The organism is Streptomyces sp. NPDC001796 (assembly GCF_042892355.1).
Classification (GTDB): Bacteria; Actinomycetota; Actinomycetes; order Streptomycetales; family Streptomycetaceae; genus Streptomyces.
This window is the reverse complement of the sequence record NZ_JBIAUC010000001.1, coordinates 689,088-715,422: the sequence shown is the minus strand read 5'-3', so window position 1 is coordinate 715,422 and position 26,335 is coordinate 689,088. Positions and strand designations below refer to the sequence as shown.

29 protein-coding genes are annotated in these 26,335 nt (G+C 72.3%); 8 read left to right on the top strand and 21 right to left on the bottom strand.

Features of this window, described 5'->3' with window-relative positions:
* The first annotated feature begins 234 nt into the window (after positions 1 to 234).
* The 6 genes from ACFYZE_RS03190 to ACFYZE_RS03165 are packed head-to-tail and all read left to right on the top strand — an operon-like array spanning position 235 to position 7,172.
* Positions 235 to 1,476 (top strand): ADP-ribosylglycohydrolase family protein, encoded by a 1,242-nt coding sequence (locus ACFYZE_RS03190; protein WP_388987707.1) that lies wholly within the window; start codon positions 235 to 237, stop codon positions 1,474 to 1,476.
* Positions 1,473 to 2,594, top strand: a complete 1,122-nt coding sequence (locus ACFYZE_RS03185) for an ADP-ribosylglycohydrolase family protein (RefSeq protein ID WP_388987704.1) — start codon at positions 1,473 to 1,475, stop codon at positions 2,592 to 2,594. Before ACFYZE_RS03190 ends, ACFYZE_RS03185 begins: the two co-directional genes overlap by 4 nt.
* A 7-nt stretch (positions 2,595 to 2,601) precedes the next feature.
* The gene (locus ACFYZE_RS03180) at positions 2,602 to 3,756 is read left to right on the top strand and encodes an ADP-ribosylglycohydrolase family protein (RefSeq protein ID WP_388987700.1); all 1,155 of its coding nucleotides are present in this window, start codon (positions 2,602 to 2,604) and stop codon (positions 3,754 to 3,756) included.
* A 1-nt stretch (position 3,757) separates the two neighbouring features.
* Positions 3,758 to 5,161, top strand: a complete 1,404-nt coding sequence (locus ACFYZE_RS03175; RefSeq protein WP_388987697.1) for an ADP-ribosylglycohydrolase family protein — start codon at positions 3,758 to 3,760, stop codon at positions 5,159 to 5,161.
* On the top strand, positions 5,158 to 6,348 hold the full coding sequence (locus tag ACFYZE_RS03170) for a CaiB/BaiF CoA transferase family protein (protein ID WP_388987694.1): 1,191 nt from the start codon (positions 5,158 to 5,160) through the stop codon (positions 6,346 to 6,348). Before ACFYZE_RS03175 ends, ACFYZE_RS03170 begins: the two co-directional genes overlap by 4 nt.
* Positions 6,345 to 7,172, top strand: a complete 828-nt coding sequence (locus ACFYZE_RS03165; protein WP_388987691.1) for an HpcH/HpaI aldolase/citrate lyase family protein — start codon at positions 6,345 to 6,347, stop codon at positions 7,170 to 7,172. The genes ACFYZE_RS03170 and ACFYZE_RS03165 overlap by 4 nt, the downstream gene beginning before the upstream one ends.
* 67 nt (positions 7,173 to 7,239) lie before the next feature.
* Here the strand turns inward: ACFYZE_RS03165 and lgt are convergent, their stop codons facing one another.
* The 9 genes from lgt to ACFYZE_RS03120 all read right to left on the bottom strand — a co-directional run bounded on the left by lgt (position 7,240) and on the right by ACFYZE_RS03120 (position 14,157).
* Positions 7,240 to 8,223, bottom strand: coding sequence for a prolipoprotein diacylglyceryl transferase (gene lgt, locus ACFYZE_RS03160; RefSeq protein WP_388987688.1), 984 nt, complete (start codon positions 8,221 to 8,223; stop codon positions 7,240 to 7,242).
* 117 nt (positions 8,224 to 8,340) lie between these two features.
* Positions 8,341 to 9,117, bottom strand: a complete 777-nt coding sequence (locus ACFYZE_RS03155; protein WP_388987685.1) for a DsbA family protein — start codon at positions 9,115 to 9,117, stop codon at positions 8,341 to 8,343.
* An 85-nt stretch (positions 9,118 to 9,202) separates the two neighbouring features.
* The gene (gene trpA / locus ACFYZE_RS03150) at positions 9,203 to 10,018 is read right to left on the bottom strand and encodes a tryptophan synthase subunit alpha (RefSeq protein WP_388987682.1); all 816 of its coding nucleotides are present in this window, start codon (positions 10,016 to 10,018) and stop codon (positions 9,203 to 9,205) included.
* Entirely contained in the window at positions 10,015 to 11,301 is a 1,287-nt protein-coding gene (trpB, locus tag ACFYZE_RS03145) for a tryptophan synthase subunit beta (RefSeq protein ID WP_388987679.1), read from the bottom strand. Before trpB ends, trpA begins: the two co-directional genes overlap by 4 nt.
* Before the next feature lie 52 nt (positions 11,302 to 11,353).
* Positions 11,354 to 11,602: a tryptophan biosynthesis modulator TrpM gene (trpM, locus tag ACFYZE_RS03140; protein ID WP_388987676.1), complete on the bottom strand. Its 249-nt coding sequence runs from the start codon at positions 11,600 to 11,602 to the stop codon at positions 11,354 to 11,356.
* Positions 11,603 to 11,624: 22 nt separating this feature from the next.
* The gene (gene trpC / locus ACFYZE_RS03135; protein WP_388987673.1) at positions 11,625 to 12,434 is read right to left on the bottom strand and encodes an indole-3-glycerol phosphate synthase TrpC; all 810 of its coding nucleotides are present in this window, start codon (positions 12,432 to 12,434) and stop codon (positions 11,625 to 11,627) included.
* 178 nt (positions 12,435 to 12,612) lie between these two features.
* Complete coding sequence (locus tag ACFYZE_RS03130; RefSeq protein ID WP_388987670.1) at positions 12,613 to 13,062, bottom strand: DUF2752 domain-containing protein; 450 nt, start codon at positions 13,060 to 13,062, stop codon at positions 12,613 to 12,615.
* Positions 13,063 to 13,165: 103 nt separating this feature from the next.
* Entirely contained in the window at positions 13,166 to 13,405 is a 240-nt protein-coding gene (locus ACFYZE_RS03125) for an HGxxPAAW family protein (RefSeq protein ID WP_103839907.1), read from the bottom strand.
* Positions 13,406 to 13,518: 113 nt separating this feature from the next.
* On the bottom strand, positions 13,519 to 14,157 hold the full coding sequence (locus ACFYZE_RS03120) for a TIGR02234 family membrane protein (RefSeq protein WP_388987666.1): 639 nt from the start codon (positions 14,155 to 14,157) through the stop codon (positions 13,519 to 13,521).
* 259 nt (positions 14,158 to 14,416) lie between these two features.
* Between ACFYZE_RS03120 and ACFYZE_RS03115 the strand changes: the two genes are divergently transcribed.
* Complete coding sequence (locus ACFYZE_RS03115; protein ID WP_388987663.1) at positions 14,417 to 15,634, top strand: peptidase S8; 1,218 nt, start codon at positions 14,417 to 14,419, stop codon at positions 15,632 to 15,634.
* Positions 15,635 to 15,637: 3 nt separating this feature from the next.
* Here the strand turns inward: ACFYZE_RS03115 and ACFYZE_RS03110 are convergent, their stop codons facing one another.
* Positions 15,638 to 17,146: an anthranilate synthase component I gene (locus tag ACFYZE_RS03110; protein WP_388987660.1), complete on the bottom strand. Its 1,509-nt coding sequence runs from the start codon at positions 17,144 to 17,146 to the stop codon at positions 15,638 to 15,640.
* Positions 17,147 to 17,157: 11 nt separating this feature from the next.
* The gene (gene hisI, locus ACFYZE_RS03105) at positions 17,158 to 17,559 is read right to left on the bottom strand and encodes a phosphoribosyl-AMP cyclohydrolase (protein ID WP_200416896.1); all 402 of its coding nucleotides are present in this window, start codon (positions 17,557 to 17,559) and stop codon (positions 17,158 to 17,160) included.
* 82 nt (positions 17,560 to 17,641) lie between these two features.
* Between hisI and ACFYZE_RS03100 the strand changes: the two genes are divergently transcribed.
* The gene (locus tag ACFYZE_RS03100) at positions 17,642 to 18,277 is read left to right on the top strand and encodes a TIGR03085 family metal-binding protein (RefSeq protein ID WP_388987656.1); all 636 of its coding nucleotides are present in this window, start codon (positions 17,642 to 17,644) and stop codon (positions 18,275 to 18,277) included.
* 9 nt (positions 18,278 to 18,286) lie between these two features.
* Here ACFYZE_RS03100 and ACFYZE_RS03095 read toward each other — a convergent pair whose 3' ends face one another.
* The 10 genes from ACFYZE_RS03095 to hisD all read right to left on the bottom strand — a co-directional run bounded on the left by ACFYZE_RS03095 (position 18,287) and on the right by hisD (position 26,081).
* Complete coding sequence (locus ACFYZE_RS03095; protein ID WP_388987653.1) at positions 18,287 to 19,543, bottom strand: MFS transporter; 1,257 nt, start codon at positions 19,541 to 19,543, stop codon at positions 18,287 to 18,289.
* 14 nt (positions 19,544 to 19,557) lie between these two features.
* Positions 19,558 to 20,145 carry an ArsR/SmtB family transcription factor gene (locus ACFYZE_RS03090; protein ID WP_388987650.1) on the bottom strand — a complete coding sequence of 196 codons (588 nt, stop codon included), beginning with the start codon at positions 20,143 to 20,145 and terminating at the stop codon, positions 19,558 to 19,560.
* Positions 20,146 to 20,269: 124 nt separating this feature from the next.
* Complete coding sequence (gene hisF, locus ACFYZE_RS03085) at positions 20,270 to 21,040, bottom strand: imidazole glycerol phosphate synthase subunit HisF (protein WP_388987647.1); 771 nt, start codon at positions 21,038 to 21,040, stop codon at positions 20,270 to 20,272.
* Positions 21,041 to 21,065: 25 nt separating this feature from the next.
* Positions 21,066 to 21,458, bottom strand: a complete 393-nt coding sequence (locus tag ACFYZE_RS03080) for a RidA family protein (protein ID WP_388987644.1) — start codon at positions 21,456 to 21,458, stop codon at positions 21,066 to 21,068.
* Complete coding sequence (gene priA, locus ACFYZE_RS03075) at positions 21,455 to 22,180, bottom strand: bifunctional 1-(5-phosphoribosyl)-5-((5-phosphoribosylamino)methylideneamino)imidazole-4-carboxamide isomerase/phosphoribosylanthranilate isomerase PriA (protein WP_388987642.1); 726 nt, start codon at positions 22,178 to 22,180, stop codon at positions 21,455 to 21,457. The genes ACFYZE_RS03080 and priA overlap by 4 nt, the downstream gene beginning before the upstream one ends.
* Before the next feature lie 4 nt (positions 22,181 to 22,184).
* Positions 22,185 to 22,865: an imidazole glycerol phosphate synthase subunit HisH gene (hisH, locus tag ACFYZE_RS03070; protein ID WP_388987639.1), complete on the bottom strand. Its 681-nt coding sequence runs from the start codon at positions 22,863 to 22,865 to the stop codon at positions 22,185 to 22,187.
* A complete protein-coding gene (locus tag ACFYZE_RS03065) occupies positions 22,862 to 23,026 on the bottom strand; it encodes a hypothetical protein (RefSeq protein ID WP_388987637.1) in 165 nt (54 codons plus the stop codon). The genes hisH and ACFYZE_RS03065 overlap by 4 nt, the downstream gene beginning before the upstream one ends.
* 3 nt (positions 23,027 to 23,029) lie before the next feature.
* The gene (gene hisB / locus ACFYZE_RS03060; RefSeq protein WP_030783530.1) at positions 23,030 to 23,623 is read right to left on the bottom strand and encodes an imidazoleglycerol-phosphate dehydratase HisB; all 594 of its coding nucleotides are present in this window, start codon (positions 23,621 to 23,623) and stop codon (positions 23,030 to 23,032) included.
* Positions 23,620 to 24,759, bottom strand: a complete 1,140-nt coding sequence (locus ACFYZE_RS03055; protein ID WP_388987634.1) for a histidinol-phosphate transaminase — start codon at positions 24,757 to 24,759, stop codon at positions 23,620 to 23,622. Before ACFYZE_RS03055 ends, hisB begins: the two co-directional genes overlap by 4 nt.
* Positions 24,756 to 26,081, bottom strand: a complete 1,326-nt coding sequence (gene hisD, locus ACFYZE_RS03050; protein WP_388987631.1) for a histidinol dehydrogenase — start codon at positions 26,079 to 26,081, stop codon at positions 24,756 to 24,758. Before hisD ends, ACFYZE_RS03055 begins: the two co-directional genes overlap by 4 nt.
* Positions 26,082 to 26,335 lie beyond the last annotated feature (254 nt).

Sequence of the window (26,335 nt, the reverse complement as noted above, 5' to 3'; positions counted from 1 at the left end):
GCAAAGCTAGGTTTGGACACGTTCTATCTTTCGACAACACAGAATCTACGCCTTGAATTTCCGCCCCGCCAGCAAGGAAAGGCTGGGCTAACCTGCATCTTTGCCGTCTTGCGCTCATTCGTGCTGTCTAGCGCTCAGATGCCGGACGGGTGATGCTGAGGCCCGCAAGGCTCTGCGCCGCGGTTTCGGGGGGACAGATCCGCACAGGGGGCGCCCCGAGAGGAGAGGCACCGTATGGCCATCGGCTGCAGTCCCCCCGTACAGGCGCCCGAGGACGCCGCCGGTCCCCGGGAACGGGCGCGGGGCGCGTTGCTCGGCCTCGCCGTCGGGGACGCGCTGGGGGCGCCCGCCGAGAACCTGGAGCCGTCCGAGATCCGGGCCCGCTGGGGCCGTATCACCGGGTTCGTCACCGAGCACCCGTGCGGCACGGACGACACCGAGTACGCCATCTTCTCGGGGCTGCTGCTGGCCCGGCACGGCTCGGCGCTCACCGTGGCACATGTGGAGGCGGCCTGGCACGAGTGGATCGCGGACCGGGACGAGGGGCCGTTCCGGGGGGCGGGCTTCAGCGAGCGCGGGACGCTGGAGAACCTGCGCCGGGGCCTTGCCGCCCCCGTCTCCGCGCAGCACCGGCACGCCTGGAGCGACGGGCTCGCCATGAGAGCGGCGCCCTTCGGGGTGTTCGCGGCGGGCCGCCCGGCGGAGGCGGCGCGGCTGGTGGCGATCGACGGCTCGGTGAGCCATGAGGGCGAGGGCATCCACGGCGGCCGGGCGGTCGCGGCCGGTGTCGCGGCGGCGATGACCGGAGCGTCGACGAGCGCCGTGGTGGCTTCGGCCCTCGCGGCCGTCCCCGAGGACTCGTGGACCGCCCGCTCGCTGCGGCGCGCGGTCGCCGTGGCCCACCGGGGCGCCCGCGCGGTCCGCTCCGCGGTGGTGATCGACGGATACCCCTGGACGGATCTCGCGCCCGAGGCGGTCGCCCTGGCGTTCGGCGCGTACGTGGCGGCAGGCGGCGACTTCCGGGAGTCGGTGCTCGCCGCGGTCAACATGGGCCGCGACGCCGACACCACGGCGGCGGTCGCAGGCGCACTGGCGGGCGCGACCCGCGGGATCGCGGCGATCCCCCGGGGGTGGGCGGCCGTGATCGGCCCGGCACGGGGACGCTGCCTGCCGTCGGTGGAGGGGCACCACGTGCTGGACGTCGCCGATCTGCTGACGCCGGGGGACGGGGGGAAGTGGGCCGCGGGGGTCGTCCGAGGGGAGGGGGCCGGGGGCGTCCGAGAGGGGAGGGCCCCGCGGATCCGCGGGGCCGGGCGCACAGGGGTCCCGGAGACGGGGCCGGGCGTACGGGGTGGCGGAGCCGTGGGGCGTGACGGCCAGGAAGCCGTACGGGGTGACGTCCGAGGAGCCGTACGGCGTGACGTGGGTACGCCACTCGGTGCGGTGCCGCACGACCGGACGCAGGGGGAGCCGTGAGCGGGCCTCGGCGGGTGGAGGGGCTGCTGATCGGGCTCGCCGTCGGGGATGCCGCCGGGTGGCCCGCCGCCCGGCACCGGGCCGCACGGCTGCCGGAGTGGACCCGGCGGCTGACCCGGGAGCTGGACAACTTCGCCGAGGAGAACGCGACCACCACCCTGCCGGTGCCGATCGCCCTCAACCAGGCGCCGCAGCCGCTGCGGCTCGGACCGTCGGACGACGCCGAGTGGGCGGCGTTCACGGCCGGGGTCCTGCTGCGCGCCGAGGACGCCGACGCGCTCGGCGGTCTCGACCGGCAGCGCGCACTACGAGCCGCTCTCGACCGGTCCTGGAACGCCCTCGCCGCCGAGGTCGCCGCCCCGGCCGGCCGCACCCCCGAAGCGGAGTCGGCCGTCATGCCCCTGCGGGCCCGCATCTCCGTCCGCGCGGGCCTCGGCAACCTCGCCACCGGGCTGCGCCCGCCCGCCACCGGTCACGACAACCCGCACTACTTCGACGACGCGGCCTGCGTACGGGCCTGTGTGCTCGCCGTGGCCCACCCGGGCTCGCCCGAACTCGCCGCCGGACTCGCCGAGTTCGACGCCCGCTACACCCAGGACGGCGACGGGGTGCACGGCGCCCGCGCCATGGCCGCGGCCCTCTCGCTCGCCCTGTCCGGGGAACCGCTCGACAACTGCGTGAGGGCCGCGCTGGCCGAGCTCCCCGAGTCCACCGAGATCGGCCGCAACGCCCGGCACGCGCTGAAGCTGGCCCACGACGGCGAGGGTGCCTTCCGCGTCGTGCCCCTGCTGGAACACCAGATCGTCGACCATGTCTACAGCTACGGCGTCGCGGCCGCGGAGACCGTCCCGGTCGCCCTGGCCCTCGCTGCGGCGGCCCACGGGCGCATCGCGGAGGCGGTGCCCGCCGCCGCCTGCCTGTCGCGGGTGGCCGACTCCGCCCCGGCCCTCGCGGGCGCACTCACGGGAGCCCTCGGCGGTGGCGCGGCGATCCCGTCCTCCTGGCGCGACGCATGCCGCACCCTCGCGGGCTGTGCACTGCCCCATCTGAGCGGCACGGACCTCGTACACCTCGCCGAACTCCTGGAGACGACGGAACTGGCCGCTGCCGGTGGATGATTCGGGCATGACGCCCACTCCTGACGAGTCGGTCCCTCTGGACGAACGCATCACCGGTGCCCTGGTCGGCGCAGCCGTCGGCGACGCCCTCGGCGGTCCCGTCGAGGGCCACTCCCCCGAGCAGATCGTCGAACGGCACGGCGGCCGGGTGCACGGGATCGTCGGACCCTGGCACGGCGACGCCTGGCGCACGGCCCGCCCCATCGCCCCGTACCACAAGGGGGACGGCCACGTCACCGACGACACGTTGATGACGCACGCCCTGGTACGGGTGTACGCGGCCGTCCGCGACCACCTCGACGCCTACGCGATCGCCGAGCACCTGGTCCCCGACCTGATGACGAACCCGCGCTGGATCCCTGAGCTGGAGGCGGAGGCACTCCCGCTGCACCGCGTCTTCCTGGCCGAGAAATGGCTCGTGACACGGCTTCACCACGCCCATGCGGACCCGCGGGAGGCGGGCGTCGGCAACATCGTCAACTGCGGTGCCGCGATGTACATGGCGCCGGTCGGCCTGGTCAACGCGGCGAACCCCGACGGCGCGTACGCCGAGGCCCTGGATGTGGCGGGCGCGCACCAGTCGTCGTACGGCAGGGAGGCGGCCGGGGTGCTCGCGGCGGCGGTGGCGGCGGCCTGCGCGCCGGGCGCGACACCGGACTCGGTCGTGGCGGCGTGCCTGTCGCTGGCGAAGGACGGGACGCGCGCCGCGATCGAGACGGTCTGCGACACGGCCTCCCGCTACTCCGACTACGAGTCCGCCCTACGGCCGCTGCGGGAGGCGGTGGCGCCGTACGACACGGTCGGCCCCGACTACCGCACCCCGTCCCTGGGCGCCCGCCGCCCGTCCCGGCTGCACGCGATCGAGGAACTCCCGGTGGCGCTCGGCATGGTGGTCGTGGCGCGCGGGGACCACCGTCACGCGGTGCTCGGTTCGGTGAACTACGGCCGGGACTGCGACTCCATCGCCACGATGGCGGGCGCGATCACGGGCGCGCTGGGCTCACCGGTCCCGTCCGACTGGGAGAAGGCGGTCGCGGAGGCGAGCCGCCTCGATCTGCACGCCCCGGCCCGGACCCTCACGGAGGTCACCCGGGAGGTCTTCGCCCGCGATGTGCGCCGCCGCCGGTCCCACGAGGCGGCCTTCGCCGCGCTGGGAGGCTGAGGTGCTCCGACTGACCTGGGTCCAGCCGGAGGACCTCCTCGGCCATGAACTCCGCCAGGCGGAACAGGACGGCCGGGAACCGTCGGCGATCGCAGCGAGGTGGAGGGCGGCGGGCGGCCCACCGGCGCCCCTGACCGCCGGCGCGTCACCGGTACCGGCGTCCCCGTACCTGCGCCTGCTGGCGAAGGACTTGCTGGACGAACTGGACGACCTGCCGAGCCGCTTGGCGGAACACGAGCCGACCGAGCTGGCCCGGATCAGGGCGCTGTGCCGGGACTGGCCTTCTCAAACCGCCGGCAGTCGTGCCTCGCAGCCTGCGGGGGAAAGCGAAACCCGTCCCCGAGCCACCCCCACCGAGGCACACCTCGAAGCCGCCTGGCTGGGACGAGCCGCCGGCTGCCTCCTCGGCAAACCGGTGGAGAAGCTCCCCCTCGATGGCATCCGCCAACTCGCCGAAGCCACCGGCAACTGGCCGCTGACCACCTGGTTCACAGCTCGCGGGCTACCCGCGGACCTGGCCGGGCGGTACCCGTGGAACCGCCGCTCCGCAAAGAACTCCCTCGCCGAGAACATCGACGGCATGCCCGAGGACGACGACCTCAACTACCCCCTGCTGAACCTTGTGTTGCTCGGGCGCCACGGCAAGCACTTCACCACCGCCGACGTCGCCCGGCTCTGGCTCGACGAACTCCCCGCCGCCCGCACCTTCACCGCCGAACGCGTCGCCTACCGCAACCTCCTCTCCGGCATCGAGCCCCCACGCACCGCCCGCCATCGCAACCCCTTCCGCGAATGGATCGGCGCCCTCATCCGTGCCGACGTGCACGGCTGGAGCAACCCCGGTGACCCGGCCGCCGCGGCCGAACAGGCCCACCGCGACGCCACCCTCACCCACACCGGGAACGGCGTCTACGCAGCGATGTTCACCGCGGCCGCCATCGCCGAGGCGGCCACCGGCGCCCACGACGTCCACCACTGCCTGCGCACCGGCCTCATGGTCGTCCCGCCCGCCTCCCGCCTCGCCCGCGCGGTCCGCGACGCGATCCGGCTGGCCGAATCCACGTCGGACTTCGGCGCGGTGGTCGACGAACTGCACGCCGCCCACCGCGGCTACCACTGGGTGCACGCCATCCCCAACACCGCCCTGATCGCCGCCGCCCTCACCCACGCCGACGGCGACTTCACGGGCTCCATCTGCCGTGCGGTGTCCGGGGGGTGGGACACCGATTCGAACGGCGCGACGGCCGGCAGCATCGCCGGACTGCTGGCCGGGCACCCCACCGCGCTCCCCGACCGCTGGACCACCCCCCTCAAGAACCGGCTCGCCACGTCCGTCGGCGACTTCAACGGCGTCGGCTTCGACGCCCTTGCCCACCTCACCCACCGGGAGGCCCACCGCTCATGACCGCTCCCCTCGCCGGCCTCCGCGTCCTCGACCTCGCGACCCTCTTCGCCGGTCCCCTCGCCGCCACTCTGCTCGGTGACTTCGGCGCCGAGGTCATCAAGGTCGAGCACCCGGCCCGTCCCGACCCCTCCCGCGGCCACGGCCCGACCAAGCACGGCGTAGGGCTGTGGTGGAAACTGCTCGGCCGCAACAAGCGCACGATGACGCTCGACCTGTCCAAGCCGGGTGGCCGTACGACACTGCTGCGGCTCGCCGCGACCGCCGACGTGATCGTGGAGAACTTCCGCCCCGGCACCCTTGAGAAATGGGCCCTGGGCTGGGACGAGCTGTCCGCCGTGAACTCCCGTCTCGTCCTCGCCCGGGTGACCGCGTTCGGCCAGTTCGGCCCGTACGCGCACCGCCCCGGCTTCGGCACGCTCGCGGAGGCGATGAGCGGGTTCGCGGCTATCACCGGGGAGCCGGACGGGCCGCCGACGCTCCCGCCGTTCGGGCTGGCCGACTCGATCGCGGCCCTGGCGACGGCGTACGCGGTGATGACGGCCCTGGCGGCCCGCGAGCGCACCGGGACGGGCCAGGTGGTGGACATGGCGATCATCGAACCGATCCTCACCGTCCTCGGCCCCCAGCCGATCTGGTACGACCAGCTCGGCCACGTCCAGGGGCGCACCGGCAACCGTTCCCAGAACAACGCCCCGCGCAACACCTACCGCACCGCGGACGGCGGCTGGGTCGCCGTCTCGGCCTCCGCCACGTCCGTCGCCGAGCGGGTGATGCGCCTGGTGGGCCGCCCTGAGCTGACCGAGGAGCCGTGGTTCGCGACGGGCGAGGAGCGGGCCCGGCACGCGGACGTGCTCGACGAGGCCGTCGGCGGCTGGATCGCCGACCGTACGCGTGCGGAGGTGCTGAAGGCGTTCGAGGACGCGGAGGCCGCGGTGGCGCCGGTGCAGGACGTGCGGGAGGTGATGACCGACCCGCAGTACGCGGCGCTGGGCACGATCACCACGATCCCGGACGACCCGGAGCTGGGCCGCCTACGGATGCAGAACGTCCTGTTCCGCCTGTCCGCCACGCCCGGCGCGATCCGCTGGGCCGGCCGTCCGCACGGGGCGGACACACGGGCGGTCCTGACCGAGCTGGGCCTGACGGCCCCCGAGATCGCCGCGCTCGAGGCGGAGGGTGCGCTATGACCCCTCTCACCCTGCTGTACGCGCCCGGGGACCGCCCGGAGGTGGTGGGCAAGGCGCTCACCTCCGGGGCGGACGTGGTGCTGGTCGACCTGGAGGACGCGGTCTCCCCGGACCGCAAGGCGTACGCGCGGGCGGCGACGGCGGAACGGCTCGCGCAGCGCCCGCCGGTGCCGGTCCATGTCCGGGTGAACGCGCTGGACAGCCCCTGGGGCGAGGCGGACCTCACGGCGCTCACGGCGCTCGTGGGTCTGGCGGGGCTGCGCCTGCCGAAGGTGACGTCGCCCTCGGACGTCCTCCGTGTCGCGCGACGTGCCGTACGGGCGGACGGCACGGTCGTCCCCCTCCACGCCCTTCTGGAGACGGCCCTGGGGGTGGAGCGCGCGTTCGCGATCGCGTCGGCGCATCCGGCCTTGCGGGGCATCGCGCTGGGCGAGTCGGACCTCCGCGCCGACCTGGGCGTACGGGAGGACGCGGGGCTCGACTGGTCGCGGGCGCGGGTGGTGGTGGCGGCCCGGGCCGCCGCGCTGCCGCCGCCGACCCAGTCGATCTACCCGGACACACGGGACATGGAGGGCCTGGCGGCGTCCTGCGCGAACGGCCGCCGTCTTGGCTTCCTGGGCCGGGCGGCGATCCATCCCCGTCAGCTTCCGGTCATCGAACGCGCCTACGCACCGACCCCGGAGGAGATCACGCGAGCGGAGGAAACCCTCAAGGCCGCCGCCCTGGACCAGGGCGCCCAGGCTCTCCCCGACGGCCGCTTCATCGACACGGCGGTGGTGAGAGAGGCGTACAGAACCCTGTCGCTGGCCCGCCGGAGGCGTTGAGGACCGGACATGCGCCGGGGGCGCCGTATCCAGCGATACGGCGCCCCCGGCAACGCGGGAACGTCCCTCAGCCCTTCTGGGCCGACTCGGCCTCGTCCTGCGACGTCTCCGTGTTCCCCTTGGTCTCCGCCTGCTCCGTGGCCTTGGGAACCGTCGGCTTCTCGTCCTCCGGTTCGGGCTCGCCCTTCTTCTCCGGCTCCCCGGAGTCGGCGTCCCCCTCGGCCTCGCTGCCGGAAGCACCCGGTTCGACCACTGCCTCACGGCCCGGCCTGACCCGCGACGACACCACGATGTAGGTCACGGCCAGCAGGAACACCAGCATCGCGGTCCAGTCGTTCAGCCTGAGGCCCAGGATGTGGTGCGCGTCGTCGACCCGCATGTACTCGATCCAGCCGCGGCCCACGCAGTACGCGGCCACGTACAAGGCGAACGCCCGCCCGTGCCCCAGCTTGAAGCGGCGGTCCGCCCAGATCACCAGGAACCCGACCCCGATGCACCACAGCGACTCGTACAGGAACGTCGGGTGGTAGTACCCCGGCACCCGTCCGTCCGTCGACGACGTGATGTGCAGCGCCCACGGCACGTCCGTCGGCCGTCCGTACAGCTCCTGGTTGAACCAGTTGCCCCAGCGTCCGATCGCCTGCGCGAAGGCGATGCCGGGCGCGACGGCGTCGGCGTACGAGGGAAGCGTGATGCCCCGGCGGCGGCAGCCGATCCAGGCGCCGACCGCTCCGAGCGCGATCGCGCCCCAGATACCGAGCCCGCCCTGCCAGACCTTGAAGGCGTCCACCCAGTCACGGCCCTCGCTGAAGTACAGCTCGTAGTCCGTGATCACGTGGTAGAGCCGCCCGCCGACCAGGCCGAACGGCACGGCCCAGACCGCGATGTCGGCCACCGTGCCCGCCCGGCCGCCTCGGGCGATCCAGCGCTTGTTGCCGAGCCACACGGCTACGAAGACACCGATGATGATGCAGAACGCGTAGCCGCGCAGCGGAATGGGGCCGAGGTACAGCACTCCGCGCGAGGGGCTGGGGATGTAGGCAAGTTCCATGGCAGGAACGACGCTACCCTGCCGGACACGCAGCGTGGCAACCCACCCGGCTACGGGTCCATAACGTACGACTCCCCCGGCCTATCGGGCGCCGGGGGCATCGCGGGGCCCACGGTCTCAGGACTTGCCTGCGGCCTCCACCATCTGCTTCAGCTTGGCCGGTGTCATCGTGCGGTCGTCGAAGAGGTTCTTTCCGCCGAGGAGCACCGTCGGCGTGCCGGAGAAGCGGGCGCTCTGGAACGCGGCGTTCGACTTGACCACCCAGCTGTTGTGCGTACCGTCCTTGACGCACTTCTGGAAGGCCGGGCTGTCGAGGCCGCCGACCTTGCCGGACAGCTCGATCAGCTTGGCGTTGTCCCCGTACGTGTCCTGCGTTTCCTTGGGCTGGTTGTCGTACAGCACATCGTGGTAGCTCGAGAACTTTCCGGCGTCCTGGGCGCACGCCGCCGCGTTGGCCGCGGAGCGGGAGCCGCTGCCGCCCAGGTTCCCGTCGATGAGCGTGACCAGGTGGTACTCGACTTTGAGCTGCCCGGCGTCGACCAGCTGGTGGATCGTCGGGCGGTAGGCGGTCTCGAAGGCCCGGCAGGCCGGGCAGCGGAAGTCCTCCCACACCGTGAGGGTCGACTTGGCGGAGTCCTTGCCGACGGGGATCGCGAGGGCGCCCTTGCCCGTCGCCCCGGAGGGTGCGATGGCGGGGCCTGAGGCGCCGCTCTTGCCGCTCTTGCCGGCGTTCGCCGCCAGGACGCCCACCACCGTCGCCAGCGCCAGGACACAGACGACCGAGGCGCCCACGATCAGGGCGCGGCGGCGCTTGTCCGCGGCCTTCTGCTTCTGTCGCTCGACCGCCAGCCGCTCGCGGGCGTTGCGCTTTCCTTCACGGTTCTTCTCGCTCACATCGGGCAGAACGAACCGGGGAGGCGCAGCGCGCCTCCCCGGCCTCAGGTCCACTCGTTCGAGTGAGCGGTTTGCCGCCCTCAGCTCACACGTTGCCGCGGACGCCCTCCGCCAGCTCGCCCGCCAGCGTGCGTACCGCCTCGAGGGCCGCCGCCTCGTCGGGCGCGTCCAGCATCCGCTTCACGAACGCCGAGCCGACGATCACGCCGTCCGCGAAGCCGGCCACCTCGGCGGCCTGCGTCGCGTCGGAGACGCCGAGGCCGACGCAGACCGGCAGGTCGGTGGTGGCGCGGGTGCGCCGGACCAGGCCCTGGGCCTGCGCGCCGACCGTCTCGCGGGTGCCGGTGACGCCCATGAGTGAGGCCGCGTAGACGAAGCCGGAGCCCGCCGCGGTGATCTCGGCGAGCCGTGCGTCCTTGCTGCTGGGCGCGACCACGAAGACCGTGGCCAGTCCGTGCTTCTCGGCGTGCTCCCGCCACAGGGCCGACTCCTGCACGGGCAGGTCCGGCAGGATGCACCCCGCGCCACCCGCCTCGGCCAGCTCGGCGGTGAAGCGTTCCACGCCGTAGCGGTCGATCGGGTTCCAGTACGTCATCACCAGGATGGGTTTGCCGGTGGCCTCGAAGGCCTCGCGGACCGTGCGCATCACGTCGGCGATCTTCACGCCGCCGCGCAGCGCGATGTCATCGGCGGTCTGGATGACGGGGCCGTCGAGGACGGGGTCGCTGTGCGGCAGGCCCACCTCGACGACGTCGGCGCCGCCCTCCAGAGCCGCCTTGATCGCTGCGATGCCGCCGTCGACCGTCGGGAAGCCGGCCGGCAGATAGGCGATGAGCGCGGACCGGCCCTCCGCCTTGGCGGCGGCGAGGGTGTCCGACAGCAGTTGGATGTTGCCGCTCACTGGGCGTCCCCCTCGATCTCCGCAGCGTCGGTGTCGGCGTCCGCGGCGACGGACGCGTCGGTGTCGTACAGGCCGAAGTAGCGGGCGGCGGTGTCCATGTCCTTGTCACCGCGACCCGACAGGTTGACGACGATCAGCCCGTCCTCACCGAGCTCCCTGCCGACCTCCAGGGCACCGGCGAGGGCGTGGGCGCTCTCGATGGCGGGGATGATGCCCTCGGTGCGGGACAGCAGGCGCAGGGCCTGCATGGCGGCGTCGTCGGTGACGGCCCGGTACTCGCCGCGGCCGCTGTCCTTGAGGTAGGAGTGCTCGGGGCCGATGCCCGGGTAGTCGAGGCCCGCGGAGATCGAGTAGGGCTCGGTGATCTGGCCCTCGTCGTCCTGCAGGACATAGGACCGGGAGCCGTGCAGGATGCCGGGCTCGCCGGCGGTGAGGGTGGCGGCGTGCTCGCCGGTCTCCACCCCGTGTCCGGCGGGCTCGCAGCCGATGAGACGCACGCCTTCGTCGGGGATGAAGGCGTGGAAGAGGCCGATGGCGTTCGAACCGCCGCCCACGCAGGCGATGGCGGCGTCCGGCAGGCGCCCGGCGCGCTCGAGGAGCTGCCGCCGTGCCTCCACGCCGATCACGCGGTGGAAGTCGCGCACCATGGCCGGGAAGGGGTGGGGGCCGGCGACGGTGCCGAAGAGGTAGTGGGTGTGGTCGACGTTGGCGACCCAGTCGCGGAACGCCTCGTTGATGGCGTCCTTGAGGGTGCGGGAGCCGGACTTCACGGCGATGACCTCGGCGCCGAGCATGCGCATGCGGGCGACGTTGAGGGCCTGCCGCTGGGTGTCGATCTCGCCCATGTAGATGGTGCACTCGAGCCCGAACAGGGCGCAGGCGGTGGCGGTGGCGACGCCGTGCTGGCCGGCGCCGGTCTCCGCGATGACCCGCGTCTTGCCCATCCTCCTGGTCAGGAGGGCCTGCCCGAGGACGTTGTTGATCTTGTGGGAGCCGGTGTGGTTGAGGTCCTCGCGCTTGAGGAACACCCGGGCCCCGCCGGCGTGCTGGGCGAACCGCGGCACCTCGGTGAGGGCGCTGGGCCGGCCGGTGTAGTTCACGAGCAGGTCGTCGAGTTCGCGGGCGAACTCGGGGTCGGCCTTGGCCTTCTCGTACTCGACGGCCACCTCGTCCACGGCGGCGACGAGGGCCTCCGGGATGAACTTGCCGCCGAACGCGCCGAAGTAGCCCTCGGCGCTGGGGACCCGGCCTTCCGGGTCGGGGATGAAGAACTCGCTGGGCATGCGGAAACCTCACGGTGAGTTGTGGATACCAATCGCCGTGGGGCGGGGCAGATCAGTCGGCCTCGGGCCGCCTGTGGCTGATCGCGCCGACGCGGCCGAGCCGCGTGTTCGGGCACTGCCCCGCACCCCTTTCGGGGCGCTGCCATCGCATGCCGTTGACCTGCCCCGGCTCGTCACCGATGACATACCGCACGCGGCGCCCGTGGACCCGGCGTGCCGGCGCGCGGCAGCCGCGGGGGCGGCATCCGCGGGCCAGGCGGGCGTACGGGTCCCTGGTCGTCACGGTGGTCGGAACAGTCATCGGCGCTCACTTTACCGGGACGTCAGTCCCGCCCATGGCGCAATGCCGGATGTGCGCCCGCCGCCACCAGGTCGGCGACGGCCGTCTTCGGGTCGCGCCCGGTCACCAGGGACTCCCCGACGAGCACGGCGTCGGCGCCCTCGTTGGCGTACGCGATCAGGTCGTGCGGTCCGCGGACCCCGGACTCGGCGACCTTGACGATCGAGCCGGGGATCTCGGGGGCGACCCGCTCGAACGTGGTGCGGTCCACCTCGAGGGTCTTGAGGTTGCGCGCGTTGACGCCGATGACCTTCGCTCCGGCGTCCACCGCCCGCTCGACCTCGTCCTCGTCGTGCACCTCGACGAGCGGGGTGAGCCCGATGGAGACCGCGCGTTCGATCAGCGACTCCAGGGCCGGCTGGTCGAGGGCGGCGACGATCAGCAGCGCGAGGTCGGCGCCGTACGCCCGGGCCTCCCACAGCTGGTAGGAGGTGACGATGAAGTCCTTGCGCAGCACCGGGATGTCGACCCGGGCCCGGACGGCCTCCAGGTCGGCCAGCGAGCCGCCGAAGCGGCGCTGCTCGGTCAGGACGGAGATGACGGCCGCGCCGCCCGCCTCGTAGTCCGCGGCGAGCCCCGCCGGGTCGGCGATCGCGGCGAGCGCGCCCTTGGACGGGCTGGACCGCTTGACCTCGCAGATCACCTTGACCCCGTCACCGCGCAGCGCGGCCACACCGTCCTTGGCCGCGGGAGCCTTCGCCGCGCGCTCCTTGAGCTCGTCGAGGCTGACGCGTGCCTGCCGCTCCGCGAGGTCGGCACGGACTCCGTCGATGATCTCGTCGAGCACACTCACGCGAGCGGCCCCCTTCCTGACGGTTGACGATGGGGTGAGGCCCCACCGGGTCGGGCCTCGGTCCACCGGGGCCGCCTCGGCGGGCGAAACCGATGGTCACTGCGATGGTATCCGGAGCATGGCCCAAGGCTCACATCCGGTGGACGCCGGTCCCACTACCTGGACATTCACGGATCGATCACGGGTGCAGCCAGCCGCCGAACGGCAGGTTCCGGACAACGGTGAAGGCCAGCAGAACGGCGCCCAGGGTCCACAGCTGCACCGGCGTGAGATCGATCCGCATCGCTCGTCCCCGTACCGTGCGCACCGCCCACACGGTCCACACCACGGCGAAGACCAGAAAGCCGACGACGGCGAGAGCGTTGTCGTGCAGCGCCGTCAGGACGTCCCCGTGCACGAAGGCGTGCGCGCTGCGCAGTCCGCCGCAGCCGGGACAGTACACGCCGGTGAAGCGCAGCAGCGGACAGACCGGGTAGTGGCCGGGCCGGTTCGGGTCCACCGCTCCGACGTAGGAGAAGGCCCCGGCGACGGCCGCGAGCACCCCGGCGGGTACCGCGATGCGGCGGACCGCGGCTGCGCTGCCGGTGCCGCCGCGGTGCGGGGTCGTGCTGGGGGATTCGGCGTTCACCCAGGCATTGTGCCCGCCCGCCGCCGCGGGTGCGCGGGTACGCGAAAGGCGGCTCCCGTACGCGCCGTGCGGGGCCGCCCGTCGTCCGCAGCCGGAGGAAGCGTCAGCGCTCCGTCGCCTCCGCGGGCTGGTGCGCCGAGTGCGCCTGCGTCTTCGGCTGGCCGAGACCCATCTGGCGCATGATGCCGCCGACGACGCCACCGAGGACGCAGATCGCGATGCCCGCCCAGAAGCCGACCGGCTGGGCCATCACGGTGAAGGCGCCCGAGACGCAGAAACCGATGAAGGCGATGATGACACCGGTCCAGGCGGCCGGGGTGTGACCGTGGCTGCTGCCCGCCATGACTTGCTCCTTGTTGGCTCTATGTGCGTGGGTGAGTCGAAGCTCGGCGCTCATTGTCCCGTACCCGCGCGTATGAGGTGAGCGCGGGGTCGTGCTGCCCGATTCGGGGCTCCTCAGGCGCCGGTGGGGTCCTCGCCCCGGTCGAGGGCCTTCCACAGGTCCTCGGGACGGTCGGGGTCGACGGGCTTCGTCCGGCGCGCACGGGGAGTGCCGTCGCGCTCGTAGCGGCCGGACATCGCGGGCCACAGCCGCCCGTAGCGCAGGGCGAGCAGCCCGGCGAGGAGGAGGAGCGCGCCGCCGGCGGCCGCGACGTACGGCCAGGCGGAGTGCGTGAGCGCGGTCGCGGTCGCGGAGGTGTCACCGGCCGCCTGTGCCGCCTTGTCGTCGAGCGCCGAGCTGTCGGAGGCGCCCAGCAGCGCGGCGGCGATGGTGCCGGCGCCGGAGAGCGCGAGCAGCAGGGAGACGAGGAGGCGCCCGGTGCTGCGGACGGCGAAGACGGCGACGAGTGCGGCGAGGCCCACTATGGCGAGGGCGGCGGGGACGCCCGTGACGTCGCTGCCCTTGGCGGTGAGCGAGTAGTCGCCGCCGGCCACCGCCACGGTCCCCGCCGACCACCTCTGCCGGGTGGAGAGCAGCGCAACGGCAGCGCCGGCCGCCCCGCACAGCAGGGCGACGGCGAGGCTGCGCCGAGCGGGCCGGTGGGGTGCGGCGGCCTCGGAACGGGGGTGAGGTACGGCAGTCACGTACTCCACTATCGCCTGAACCCCGGCAGAACCGTCACCCGGGGTCCGTCAACCCATGGCCGCCCCACCGTTCTCCCTGGATTCTCCCAGCGGCGGGCCATGTGCTCCCCATCCAAGGCAAAAGGAAGTCACAGCTTCAACAGTCTTCTTGTTGACGTGCCCAGGACATTCATAGGTTCTGCGCGGCCGTCGCGCGCACCCACGTCGGCGGCTGTACGGCGCACCCCCCACATGTCTCTCCGGTTCACCCACTCATGGAGGACGTACGTTGCGCACAACCGTTTCCGCCGGCGCCGTGGCCACCCTGGCCACCGCCGCCCTCGCCCTGGCCGCTCCCGTCGGCCAGGCCGCGTCCACGACATCCACGGCGCACGGCGTCACCGTCGCGCGCTCGTGCGCGGCCCCGACGCAGAAGAACGTCATGGCCTGCAACGCTCTCAAGGTCACCGCGGGCACCCCCAGGTCCGCACACGCGGAGAGCGACCTGACGGCCGCGGCCACCCCCGCCGGCTACGGCCCCGCCTCGCTCCAGGCGGCCTACAAACTGCCCTCGTCGACCGGCGGTTCGGGTCAGACGGTGGCGATCGTCGACGCGTACGACGACCCGAACGCGGAGGCCGATCTCGCCGTCTACCGCTCCCAGTACGGCCTGTCCGCCTGCACCACGGCGAACGGCTGCTTCAAGAAGGTCGACCAGAACGGCGGCACGAGTTATCCGCGCGGCGACTCCGGCTGGGCGGAGGAGATCTCCCTCGACCTCGACATGGTCAGCGCGGCCTGCCCCAACTGCAAGATCCTCCTGGTGGAGGCGAGCTCGGCCAGCATGACGAACCTCGGCACGGCCGTGAACACCGCGGTCAGGCTGGGCGCGAAGTTCGTCAGCAACAGCTACGGCGGCGGCGAGTCCTCCAGCGACGCGACGTACGACTCCTCGTACTTCAACCACCCTGGCGTCGCCATCACGGTCTCCTCCGGTGACAACGGCTACGGCGTCGAGTACCCGGCCGCCTCCAAGTACGTGACGGCGGTGGGCGGTACGTCGCTGAGCACCGCGTCCAACTCCCGCGGCTGGACCGACACGGTGTGGAGCGGGGCGGGCTCCGGCTGCTCGGCGTACGACGCCAAGCCGGCCTGGCAGAGCGACGGCGGGTGCGCGAAGCGCACCGTCGCCGACGTCTCGGCGGTCGCCGACCCGAACACCGGCGTCGCGGTCTACGACAGCTACCGCTCGGCCACCGGCTGGATGGTGTTCGGCGGCACCAGCGCCTCCTCGCCGCTGATCGCGGCGACGTACGCGCTGGCGGGCGCCCCGTCCTCCGGCTCCTCTCCGGCGTCCTTCCCCTACGCCCACCCGTCGGCGCTGTACGACGTCACCAGCGGCTCCAACGGCAGCTGCTCCGGCTCGTACCTGTGCACCGGCGCCACCGGGTACGACGGGCCCTCGGGCCTCGGTGTCCCGAACGGCACGGCGGCCTTCACGGGCTGACCCTCACGGTGACGTGAGCCTGTTGGCCGTGTGCACCGCGCGGAGGACGGCGGCCGCCTTGTTGCGGCACTCGTCGTCCTCCGCCACCGGGTCGGAGTCGGCGACGATGCCGGCTCCGGCCTGCACGTACGCCGTGCCGTCGCGCAGCAGGGCCGTACGGATGGCGATGGCGGTGTCGGAGTCGCCCGCGAAGTCGAGGTAGCCGACGCAGCCGCCGTACAGCCCGCGCCGGGACGGCTCGAGTTCGTCGATGATCTGCATCGCGCGCGGCTTGGGCGCGCCGGAGAGGGTGCCCGCCGGGAAGCAGGCGGTCAGCACGTCGAAGGCCGTGCGCCCGGCCGCGACCCGTCCGGTGACCGTCGAGACGATGTGCATCACGTGGGAGTACCGCTCGATCGACATGAAGTCGACGACCTCCACCGAGCCGGGTTCGCACACCCGGCCGAGGTCGTTGCGGCCCAGGTCGACGAGCATCAGGTGCTCGGCGCGCTCCTTGGGGTCGGCGAGCAGCTCGTCGGCGAGGGCCTGGTCCTCCTGCGGGGTCGCGCCGCGGTGCCGGGTGCCTGCGATGGGGTGGACCATGGCCCGGCCGTCCTCGACCTTCACCAGGGCCTCCGGGGACGAGCCGACGACATCGAACGCGTCTCCGTCTCCGCAGGGGAACCGGAACAGGTACATGTACGGCGAGGGGTTGGTGGCCCTGAGCACCCGGTAGACGTCCAGCGCGCTCGCGGTGCACGGCGTCTCGAAGCGCTGCGAGGGGACGACCTGGAAGGCCTCGCCCGCGCGGATGCGCTCCTTGATGTCCTCGACCGCGTCCCGGAAGTCCTCGCCGCCCCACCGGGCGGTGTACTCGGGCAGTTCGGAGGGCGGCAGGACGGCCGGGGGCTGGGCGACCGCGCGGGACAGGTCGGCCTCCATGGCGTCGAGGCGGGCCACCGCATCCGCGTAGGCCTCGTCGACGCCCGTGTCGAGGTCGTTGTGGTTGATCGCGTTGGCGATCAGCAGGACCGAGCCCTCCCAGTGGTCCATGACCGCGAGGTCGCTGGTCAGGAGCATGGTCAGCTCGGGCAGCTTCAGGTCGTCGCGCTCGCCGGGGCCGATCTTCTCCAGGCGGCGCACGATGTCGTACCCCAGATAGCCGACCATGCCGCCGGTGAAAGGCGGCAGGCCCAGGTCGTGGGCGAGGTCGCGGGGTGTGTGCAGGACCTCGATGGTGGCCCTCAGGGCGGCCAGCGGGTCGCCGTCCGTGGGGACGCCGACGGGCGCGGTGCCGAGCCAGTGGGCCCGGCCGTCGCGCTCGGTCAGGGTTCCGGCCGAGCGGACGCCGACGAAGGAGTAGCGCGACCAGGACCGGCCGTTCTCCGCGGACTCCAGCAGGAAGGTGCCGGGGCGCTCGGCGGCGAGTTTGCGGTAGAGCGCGACCGGGGTGTCGCCGTCGGCGAGGAGCTTGCGCGTGACCGGGATGACGCGGCGGTCGGTGGCCAGCTTGCGGAACGTCTCGAGGTCCATGGCGGCCGACCTTACTGATCCGCGGACGCCGGGGAGGAGGCGGCGTCCTTGAGCAGCACGTCGGCGTCGAAGCAGGTGCGGTCGCCGGTGTGGCAGGCGGCGCCCACCTGGTCGACCTTGACCAGCACGGTGTCGGCGTCGCAGTCGAGCGCGACCGACTTCACGTGCTGCACATGGCCCGAGGTGTCGCCCTTGACCCAGTACTCCTGGCGGCTGCGCGACCAGTAGGTGCAGCGGCCTGTGGTGAGGGTGCGGTGCAGCGCCTCGTCGTCCATCCAGCCGAGCATGAGCACCTCACCGGTGTCGTACTGCTGGGCGATGGCGGGGAGCAGCCCGTCGGCGCTGCGCTTGAGGCGCGCTGCGATCTCGGGGTCCAGGCCGCTGGGCCTGCTGGGCGAAGGCGTGCTGGTCATGCGGACCATTGTGCCGCGCCGCACCGACATGCCCGGCCACCGTCCGCTGGGCGGACCGGTCCCCCGGTCGTACGCTGACTCCATGTCGACCCATGCCAAGCGTGAACGACTCCTCCTCGCGGACCTGTTGGAGGCCACGGGCCCCGACGCGCCCACGCTGTGCGAGGGCTGGAAGACCCGGGACCTCGCCGCTCACGTGGTGGTGCGCGAACGCCGCCCGGACGCGGCCGGGGGCAGCCTGATCAAGCAGCTCGCGCCGCGCCTGGAGAAGGTGATGGAGGAGTACACCGCGAAGCCGTACGAGGAGCTGATCCAGCTGATCCGTACCGGCCCGCCGCGCTTCTCGCCCTTCTCCCTGAAGCAGATCGACGAGGCGGCCAACACGGTGGAGTTCTACGTCCACACGGAGGACGTGCGCAGGGCGCAGCCCGACTGGACGCCGCGTGAGCTGGACCCGGTCTTCCAGGACGCCCTGTGGTCCCGCCTGGAGCGCACGGCCCGCCTGACCGGCCGTGGCGCCCCGACGGGCCTGGTCCTGCGCCGCCCGAACGGCCAGACGGCGGTCGCCCACCGGGGCACCCCGGTGGTGACGGTCACCGGCGAGCCCTCGGAACTGCTGATGTTCGCGCTGGGCCGGCAGCAGGTGGCGGACGTCGAGCTGGAGGGCGAGAAGGAGGCGATCACCCAGGTGCGGGAGACGAAGCAGCTGGGGATCTGAGCGGGGGGCTCACCGGGGAAGTTCGGCCTGGCGCAGGTCGCGCGAGCCCAGGAAGACGGCCCCGGCCGACCCGCAGACCGCCGCGCTGACGACGAACACCGGGCCGGTGCCCCAGGCGCCGATGGCGGCGGCGGACAGTGGCATGCTGAGCGGGGCGAGGCCGAGGCTGACCAGGCTGGAGACGGCGGTGACGCGGCCCAGGTAGGCCGGGTCGGCCTGGGTCTGCAGCAGGGCGCCGCACATGGCGCCGCTGAGTCCGGCGAGGAGGCCGATGAGCAGGGCCACCCCCGCAGCCGCCACGACACCCGGCACGTAGGCGAGGGCACCGATCGCCACGGATCCCGCGAAGGCCGCGTACGCGGTCACATGTCCCGCGTGGGGCAGCCGCCCCCGCACGGCCAGCAGCAGCGAGGCGACTGCGGCGCCGGTCCCGAAACCGGCCGCCACCCAGCCCAGGCCGGAGGCGCCCCAGCCGCGCTCGTCGGCCAGCAGGGTCAGGCCCACGTTGAGCGGTCCGACGAAGCCGAGGTCGCCGAGGGCGATGGCCAGCACGAGCGGGCCGAGGACTTGGTGGCGAAGGATGTGACGCAGACCCGCGCGAAGGTCGCGCCAGGCAGTCGTGTCGTCGGCGCCGGGGGCGTCGTCCGGTGGCAGCTCCCGTATTCGTACGGAGACCAGCAACGGCACCGACACGGCGATCAGCAGCCCGGCGAGCCCGAACGCGGCCGCCTCGCCGCCGACCGCCACCCCCAGGCCACCGAGCGGGGCGCCCGCGACATACGCCAATCGGTTGGCAAGACCTCGCATGCCGTGCACCCGCGCAAGCTGCCTCCGCTCGGTCAAGCGGGCCGGAAGAGCGCCCACTGCGGGCATGAACACCGCGTCGACGGTGCCGAAAACCAAGGCCAGCAGGGCGAGCGGCCACAGGCCCGGGGTGGTGACGAACAGCAGGCCGGCCACCGCGAGGACGGCCGCGCAGCGCACGGCGTCGCTGCCGATGACGACGTTCCGGGGCCCGAAACGGTCGGCGACCACTCCCCCGCCCAGCATCAGCAGGGCCCTGGGCAGCGCGCTCACCGCCATGACGACCCCGGCCTGCGACGGGGTCCCTTCCTGGACAGCCGCCCACGACAGAGCGATGTAGTAGACGGTGTCGCCGACCATGGACGACGTGTAGGCGGCGAGCCAGCGCAGGACGTTGCCATCGCGGTGGGCGGGTCGCTCGGCGGCGAGCGGCCCGGCGGAGGGCGCGGGCACGGTGGTCAAGGCGGTGGCCTCTCTCAGGGACGGAAGGGAAATCCGTACACGTACAGCGCCACGTTCTCGCGACCTTCGGTCTCGCCGGCTGCCGCGCGGGCGCGCGCCCGCTCGTTGTGCTTTCTGATCAGCGCATCCACTTCGCGGGAGAGGTCGGCCAGTTCGGCGGCCGTCATGCGCGGCAGGTACTCGGAGTCGATGGCGGCGCTGTTCCACTCGGGGCCCCAGTGGGGTCGTTCGTCGAGGTGGCGGAGGTAGAGCTCGCCGCGCTGCTCGTAGAAGAGCCGGGAGGCCGCGGAGTGCGCGGCGACCTTCTCCGGAGCGTCCCTGAAATCCTCTTGGTGGATGCTGACTCCGTCCGACGCGGGCCGCCACCAGCGTTCGCGTCCGTCCTCGCTCTGCGGCTCGGCTTCTTCGATCAACCCGTGCTCGGCGAGCTTGCGCAGGTGGTAGCTGACCAGCGACACGGCCTCGTCGACCAGCTCGGCGAGCCGTGAGGCGGTGGCCACGCGCTCGAGGTACAGCGCCCGGAAGAGCTTCATCCGCAAAGGGTGCGCGAGCGCCTTCAGCGTGCCCATGTCGTCGATCCGGCGTTCCTTCTCGCGTGCCATGCCCGCCACCATAGATACGAAAGGAAAATTGCACAATATTATTTGCGCAACTTTCCTTTCGTATCTGCTCGTGAAAGAGCCCCGGCCACCCGGAGGCGACCGGGGCCCGAGGCCCAGTGCAGCGTCACCTCACGGGATGCCCCGCTTCCCGCAGCGTCTGCTTCACCTCGCCGATCCGCAGGTCGCCGAAGTGGAACACCGATGCCGCCAGCACCGCGTCCGCGCCCGCCGCGACGGCCGGCGGGAAGTGGGCCAGTGCGCCCGCGCCGCCGGAGGCGATGACCGGGACCGTGACGTGCTTGCGGACCGCCGCGATCATCTCCAGGTCGTAGCCGTCCTTCGTGCCGTCCGCGTCCATCGAGTTGAGCAGGATCTCCCCGGCGCCCAGCTCCGCCGCCCGGTGCGCCCACTCGATCGCGTCGATGCCGGTGCCGCGGCGGCCGCCGTGGGTCGTCACCTCGAAGGAGCCGGACGAGCCATCGCGGGAAGGGGTTCGGCGTGCGTCCACCGAGAGCACGAGGACCTGGCGGCCGAAGCGTTCCGCGATCTCCCGGATCAGATCCGGGCGGGCGATCGCGGCCGTGTTGACGCCCACCTTGTCTGCGCCCGCCCGCAGCAGCCTGTCCACGTCCACCGCGGTCCGCACGCCGCCGCCGACCGTCAGCGGGATGAACACCTGTTCGGCGGTGCGGCGCACCACGTCGTACGTCGTCTCCCGATTGCCCGAGGATGCGGTGATGTCCAGGAACGTCAGCTCGTCGGCGCCCTCGGCGTCGTACACCTTCGCCATCTCGACGGGGTCGCCCGCGTCGCGCAGGTTCTGGAAGTTGACGCCCTTGACGACCCGGCCGTTGTCCACGTCCAGGCAGGGGATGACTCGGACCGCCAGGGTCATGAATCCACGGCTCCTTTTGCTGCTTCTAGCCTCTGAAAGCTTCCAGTTCCACTTCGACCAGGATGCGCGGGTCGACGAACCCCTGCACCACCAGCAGGGTCGTCACCGGGCGCACCCGGTCGAACAGCTCCTTGTGGGCACGGCCCACCTCGTCGACGTCCCGCTGATGCGTCAGGAACATCCGGGTCCGGATCACCGACTCAGGCCCGAGACCGAACTCGGCGATCGCCTCCAGCGCGCTGGCGAACGCCACCTTCGCCTGCTCGTACGGGTCGCCCTCCCCGTAGAGAACGCTGCCCTTGAAGGACGTCGTGCCGCCCACCAGAACGCGGTCGCCCGCCGCGACGGCCCGCGAGAAACCGAAGGACTCTTCCCAGGAACTTCCGCTCTGCACGCGCCGTACGGCTTCCGACGTCATGACGACACAGCCTCCAAGGCCTCTTCCAGGGTGAACGCCTTCGCGTACAGGGCCTTCCCGACGATCGCCCCCTCAACCCCCGCAGGGACCAGGCCGGCGATCGCCCGCAGGTCGTCCAGCGACGACACACCGCCGGAGGCGACCACGGGGCGGTCCGTCGCCGCGCAGACGTTGCGCAGCAGCTGGAGGTTCGGGCCCTGCAGCGTGCCGTCCTTGGCGATGTCGGTGACGACGTACCGCGCGCAGCCCTCCTTGTTGAGGCGCTCCAGCGTCTCGTAGAGGTCGCCGCCGTCGCGGGTCCAGCCGCGGCCGCGCAGCGTGGTGCCGCGCACGTCCAGGCCCACCGCGATCTTGTCGCCGTGCTCGGCGATGACCTTGGCGACCCACTCGGGGGTCTCCAGGGCGGCCGTGCCGAGGTTGACGCGCGTGCAGCCGGTGGCCAGGGCGGCGGCCAGGGTGTCGTCGTCGCGGATGCCTCCGGACAGCTCCACCTTGATGTCCATCGCCTTCGTCACCTCGGCGATCAGCGCGCGGTTGTCGCCGGTGCCGAACGCGGCGTCCAGGTCGACCAGGTGCAGCCACTCGGCGCCCGCCCGCTGCCAGGCGAGGGCGGCCTCCAGCGGGGAGCCGTAGGAGGTCTCCGTGCCGGACTCGCCGTGCACGAGGCGGACGGCCTGGCCGTCGCGGACGTCGACGGCGGGAAGGAGTTCGAGCTTGGCCATGTCTCTACAGGGTTCCGATCCAGTTGGTGAGCAGCTGCGCGCCGGCGTCGCCGGACTTCTCGGGGTGGAACTGAGTGGCCCACAGGGAGCCGTTCTCCACGGCCGCCACGAACGGCTTGCCGTGCGTCGACCAGGTCACCTTGGGGGCGCTCATCGCCGGGTTGTGCGTCTGAAGCTGCCAGTCGTGGACGGCGTAGGAGTGCACGAAGTAGAACCGCGCGTCCGCGTCCAGCCCGGCGAACAGCTCGGAGTCGGCCGGTGCCTCGACGGTGTTCCAGCCCATGTGCGGCACGACGTCCGCCTGGAGCTGCTCGACCCGGCCGGGCCACTCGGCGAGGCCCTCGGTCTCGACGCCGTGCTCGATGCCGAGGCCGAACAGGATCTGCATGCCGACGCAGATGCCCATCACGGGGCGCCCGCCGGCCAGGCGGCGGTCGATGATCCAGTCGCCGCGTGCCTCCTTCAGCCCCTGCATGCAGGCGGCGAAGGCGCCGACGCCCGGCACCAGCAGGCCGTCGGCGTTCATGGCGCGGTCGAAGTCGCGGGTGATCTCCACGTCGGCGCCCGTGCGGGCGAGGGCGCGCTCGGCGGAGCGGACGTTGCCGAAGCCGTAGTCGAAGACGACGACCTTCTTGGACGTCTTCGACGTGCTCGACGTGTTCTGGGGAGTGCTCGGGGTGCTCAATTCCACACCTCCAGACGCATGACGCCCGCGACCAGGCACAGTGCCGCGCCGATCGACAGCAGCACGATCAGGCTCCTGGGCATCTTCTGCTTGACGAAGGAGATGATCCCGCCGACGAGGAACAGGCCGACGACGATCAGTACGGTCGAGGTGCCGTTCATGGTCTACAGCGCGCCCTTCGTGGACGGGAGGATGCCGGCCGCGCGCGGGTCGCGCTCGCTGGCGTAGCGCAGGGCCCGGGCCAGCGCCTTGAACTGGCACTCCACGATGTGGTGGGCGTTGCGCCCGTAGGGCACGTGCACGTGCAGCGCTATCTGGGCCTGGGCGACGAAGGACTCCAGGATGTGCCGGGTCATCGTGGTGTCGTACTCGCCGATCATCGGCGCCATGTTCTCGGGCTCGGTGTGCACGAGGTACGGGCGGCCGGACAGGTCGACGGTGACCTGGGCGAGGGACTCGTCGAGCGGGACCGTGCAGTTGCCGAAGCGGTAGATCCCCACCTTGTCGCCGAGCGCCTGCTTGAAGGCGGCGCCGAGCGCCAGGGCGGTGTCCTCGATGGTGTGGTGCGAGTCGATGTGCAGATCGCCGTCGGTCTTCACGGTCAGGTCGAACAGACCGTGCCGGCCGAGCTGGTCGAGCATGTGGTCGTAGAAGCCGACGCCGGTGGCGATGTCGGTCCTGCCGGTGCCGTCGAGGTCGATCTCGACGAGGACCGAGGTCTCCTTGGTGGTGCGCTCCACGCGCCCTACGCGGCTCATGCGCTGTACTCCTTCGGGGGCGTGGGGGTGTCCCCCACAAGACACTGCAACTCGCGGACCGCGTCGAGGAACGCGTCGTTCTCCTCCGGGGTCCCGGCGGTGACCCTCAGCCACCCCGGTACGCCGTTGTCCCGGACCAGGACGCCCCGCTCCAGGATCTTCCGCCAGGCCTCGTGCGCGTCGGGGAACCGCCCGAACTGCACGAAGTTGGCGTCGGACTCGGTGACGTCGTAGCCGATCGCGCGCAGTTCGGCGACCAGCCGGTCCCGCTCCGACTTGAGCTGCTCGACGTACTTCAGCAGCGTGCCGGTGTGCTCCAGGGCGGCCAGGGCGGTCGCCTGGGTGATCGCCGAGAGGTGGTACGGCAGCCGGACGAGCTGGACGGCGTCCACGACCGCCGGGTGCGCGGCGAGGTAGCCGAGGCGCAGGCCGGCGGCGCCGAACGCCTTCGACATGGTGCGCGAGACGACGAGATTCGGCCGACCTTCGAGCAGCGGCAGCAGCGAGGAGCCGTGGCTGAACTCGATGTACGCCTCGTCGACGATCACCATGGAGGGCTTGGCCGCCTGCGCGGCCTGGTACAGGTCGAGGACCGTCTCGGGCGGCACCGCGTTGCCCGTGGGGTTGTTCGGGGTCGTGATGAAGACGACGTCCGGCCGGTGCTCGGCGATCGCCTTCCCGGCGGCGGCGAGGTCGATCGTGAAGTCCTCGTTGCGCGGGCCCGAGATCCAGCCGGTGCCCGTGCCGCGCGCGATGAGCGCGTGCATCGAGTACGACGGCTCGAAACCGATCGCGGTGCGGCCGGGGCCGCCGAAGGTCTGCAGCAGCTGCTGGATGACCTCGTTGGAGCCGTTGGCCGCCCACACGTTCTCGAGGCCGACGCGGTACTTGCCGGTCTTCGTCAGGTACTCCGCCAGCTTTGTGCGCAGTTCGACCGCGTCCCGGTCCGGGTAGCGGTTCAGGCCGCGGGCGGCCTCGCGTACGCGCTCGGTGATCCGTTCGACCAGCGGCTCGGGCAGCGGGTACGGGTTCTCGTTCGTGTTCAGCCGTACGGGCACGTCGAGCTGGGGGGCGCCGTAGGGGGTCTTGCCGCGCAGCTCGTCCCGGACGGGAAGATCGTCGATTCCGAAGCTCACTTGCTCTCAGGCACCTTCCAACCGAACCTCGCCTTGATCGCCGCGCCGTGCGCGGGCAGGTCCTCGGCGTCCGCCAGCGTCACCACGTGGTGCGCGACCTCGGCCAGCGCGTCCCGCGTGTAGTCGACGATGTGGATGCCGCGCAGGAAGGACTGGACGGACAGACCGGAGGAGTGGCAGGCGCAGCCTCCGGTCGGCAGCACGTGGTTGGAGCCGGCCGCGTAGTCGCCGAGGGAGACCGGCGCCCAGGGGCCGACGAAGATCGCGCCCGCGTTCCTGACGCGGTCCGCGACCGCGGCGGCGTCGGCGGTCTGGATCTCCAGGTGCTCGGCGCCGTACGCGTCGACGACGCGCAGGCCCTCGTCGATTCCGTCGACCAGCACGACGGCGGACTGTTTGCCGGCCAGTGCCGGGCGGATCCGGTCCTCGATGTGCCGGGTGGCGGCGACCTGCGGCTCGAGCTCCTTCTCCACGGCGTCCGCGAGTTCGACGGAGTCGGTGACGAGGACGGCGGCCGCCAGCGGGTCGTGCTCGGCCTGGCTGATCAGGTCGGAGGCCACGTGCACCGGGTCGGCGGTGGAGTCCGCGAGGATCGCGATCTCGGTGGGGCCGGCCTCGGTGTCGATGCCGATCCTGCCGGTGAAGTAGCGCTTGGCGGCGGCGACCCAGATGTTGCCGGGGCCGGTGACCATGTTCGCGGGCGGGCAGGACTCGGTGCCGTACGCGAACATCGCGACGGCGGTGGCGCCGCCTGCCGCGTACACCTCGTCGACGCCCAGCAGGGCGCAGGCGGCGAGGATCGTCGGGTGCGGCAGGCCGTCGAACTCGGCCTGGGCCGGGGAGGCGAGGGCGATCGACCCGACACCGGCCTCCTGGGCCGGGACCACGTTCATGATCACGGACGACGGGTAGACGGACCGGCCGCCGGGCGCGTACAGACCCACGCGGTCCACCGGCACCCACTTCTCGGTCACCGTGCCGCCGGGCACCACCTGCGTCGTGTGCGTGCTCCGGCGCTGCTCGCGGTGGACGAGACGGGCGCGGCGGATGGACTCCTCCAGGGCCGCGCGCACGGCCGGGTCGAGCTGCTCCAGCGCCTCCTTCAGTGCCTGGGCCGGGACCCGGACCGACGCGAGGCGCACTCCGTCGAACTTCTCGGCGAAGTCGATCAGCGCCGCGTCGCCACGATGATGCACGGCTTCGCAGATCGGACGCACCTTCTCCAGTGCGGCCGATACGTCGAAGTCGGCTCGGGGCAGCAGGTCGCGCAGGGCGGGGCCCTCCGGGAGGGCGTCGCCGCGCAGATCGATTCGGGAGATCACAGGCCCAATTCTCGCAGACGGCGCCGACGGGCCGGACGGCCGTATCAATGGCTGATACAGAGCGTGGGCGGGCGGACGGCTCGGTGGCGGGCCGGTCGACCGCGGGCGGGCGGGGACGGATCGGTGGGCGACACGGCGTGTCGCAGCCGGGACGGAGCGTTCGGTGAGGGCTGCCGGGAGGGGTGGCCGGATTCGATGGGTGGTGGCAGCGGGCGGAAGATCCCCTTCACCTTCGGCGTTCGGGCCGTCACACA

Excerpts from the sequence above, each read along its gene's own strand:
- ACFYZE_RS03190 (WP_388987707.1), top strand. The coding sequence starts at position 235 with ATGGCCATCGGCTGCAGTCCCCCCGTACAGGCGCCCGAGGACGCCGCC.
- hisB (WP_030783530.1), bottom strand. The coding sequence starts at position 23,623 with ATGAGCCGCGTAGGGCGCGTGGAGCGCACCACCAAGGAGACCTCGGTC.
- hisI (WP_200416896.1), bottom strand. The coding sequence starts at position 17,559 with ATGACCAGCACGCCTTCGCCCAGCAGGCCCAGCGGCCTGGACCCCGAG.
- trpB (WP_388987679.1), bottom strand. The coding sequence starts at position 11,301 with ATGCCCAGCGAGTTCTTCATCCCCGACCCGGAAGGCCGGGTCCCCAGC.
- ACFYZE_RS03110 (WP_388987660.1), bottom strand. The coding sequence starts at position 17,146 with ATGGACCTCGAGACGTTCCGCAAGCTGGCCACCGACCGCCGCGTCATC.
- trpM (WP_388987676.1), bottom strand. The coding sequence starts at position 11,602 with ATGACTGTTCCGACCACCGTGACGACCAGGGACCCGTACGCCCGCCTG.
- ACFYZE_RS03065 (WP_388987637.1), bottom strand. The coding sequence starts at position 23,026 with ATGAACGGCACCTCGACCGTACTGATCGTCGTCGGCCTGTTCCTCGTC.
- lgt (WP_388987688.1), bottom strand. The coding sequence starts at position 8,223 with ATGGAACTTGCCTACATCCCCAGCCCCTCGCGCGGAGTGCTGTACCTC.
- ACFYZE_RS03090 (WP_388987650.1), bottom strand. The coding sequence starts at position 20,145 with ATGGCACGCGAGAAGGAACGCCGGATCGACGACATGGGCACGCTGAAG.
- ACFYZE_RS03125 (WP_103839907.1), bottom strand. The coding sequence starts at position 13,405 with ATGGCGGGCAGCAGCCACGGTCACACCCCGGCCGCCTGGACCGGTGTC.
- ACFYZE_RS03080 (WP_388987644.1), bottom strand. The coding sequence starts at position 21,458 with ATGACGTCGGAAGCCGTACGGCGCGTGCAGAGCGGAAGTTCCTGGGAA.
- ACFYZE_RS03165 (WP_388987691.1), top strand. The coding sequence starts at position 6,345 with ATGACCCCTCTCACCCTGCTGTACGCGCCCGGGGACCGCCCGGAGGTG.
- ACFYZE_RS03180 (WP_388987700.1), top strand. The coding sequence starts at position 2,602 with ATGACGCCCACTCCTGACGAGTCGGTCCCTCTGGACGAACGCATCACC.
- ACFYZE_RS03170 (WP_388987694.1), top strand. The coding sequence starts at position 5,158 with ATGACCGCTCCCCTCGCCGGCCTCCGCGTCCTCGACCTCGCGACCCTC.
- ACFYZE_RS03100 (WP_388987656.1), top strand. The coding sequence starts at position 17,642 with ATGTCGACCCATGCCAAGCGTGAACGACTCCTCCTCGCGGACCTGTTG.
- hisF (WP_388987647.1), bottom strand. The coding sequence starts at position 21,040 with ATGACCCTGGCGGTCCGAGTCATCCCCTGCCTGGACGTGGACAACGGC.
- priA (WP_388987642.1), bottom strand. The coding sequence starts at position 22,180 with ATGGCCAAGCTCGAACTCCTTCCCGCCGTCGACGTCCGCGACGGCCAG.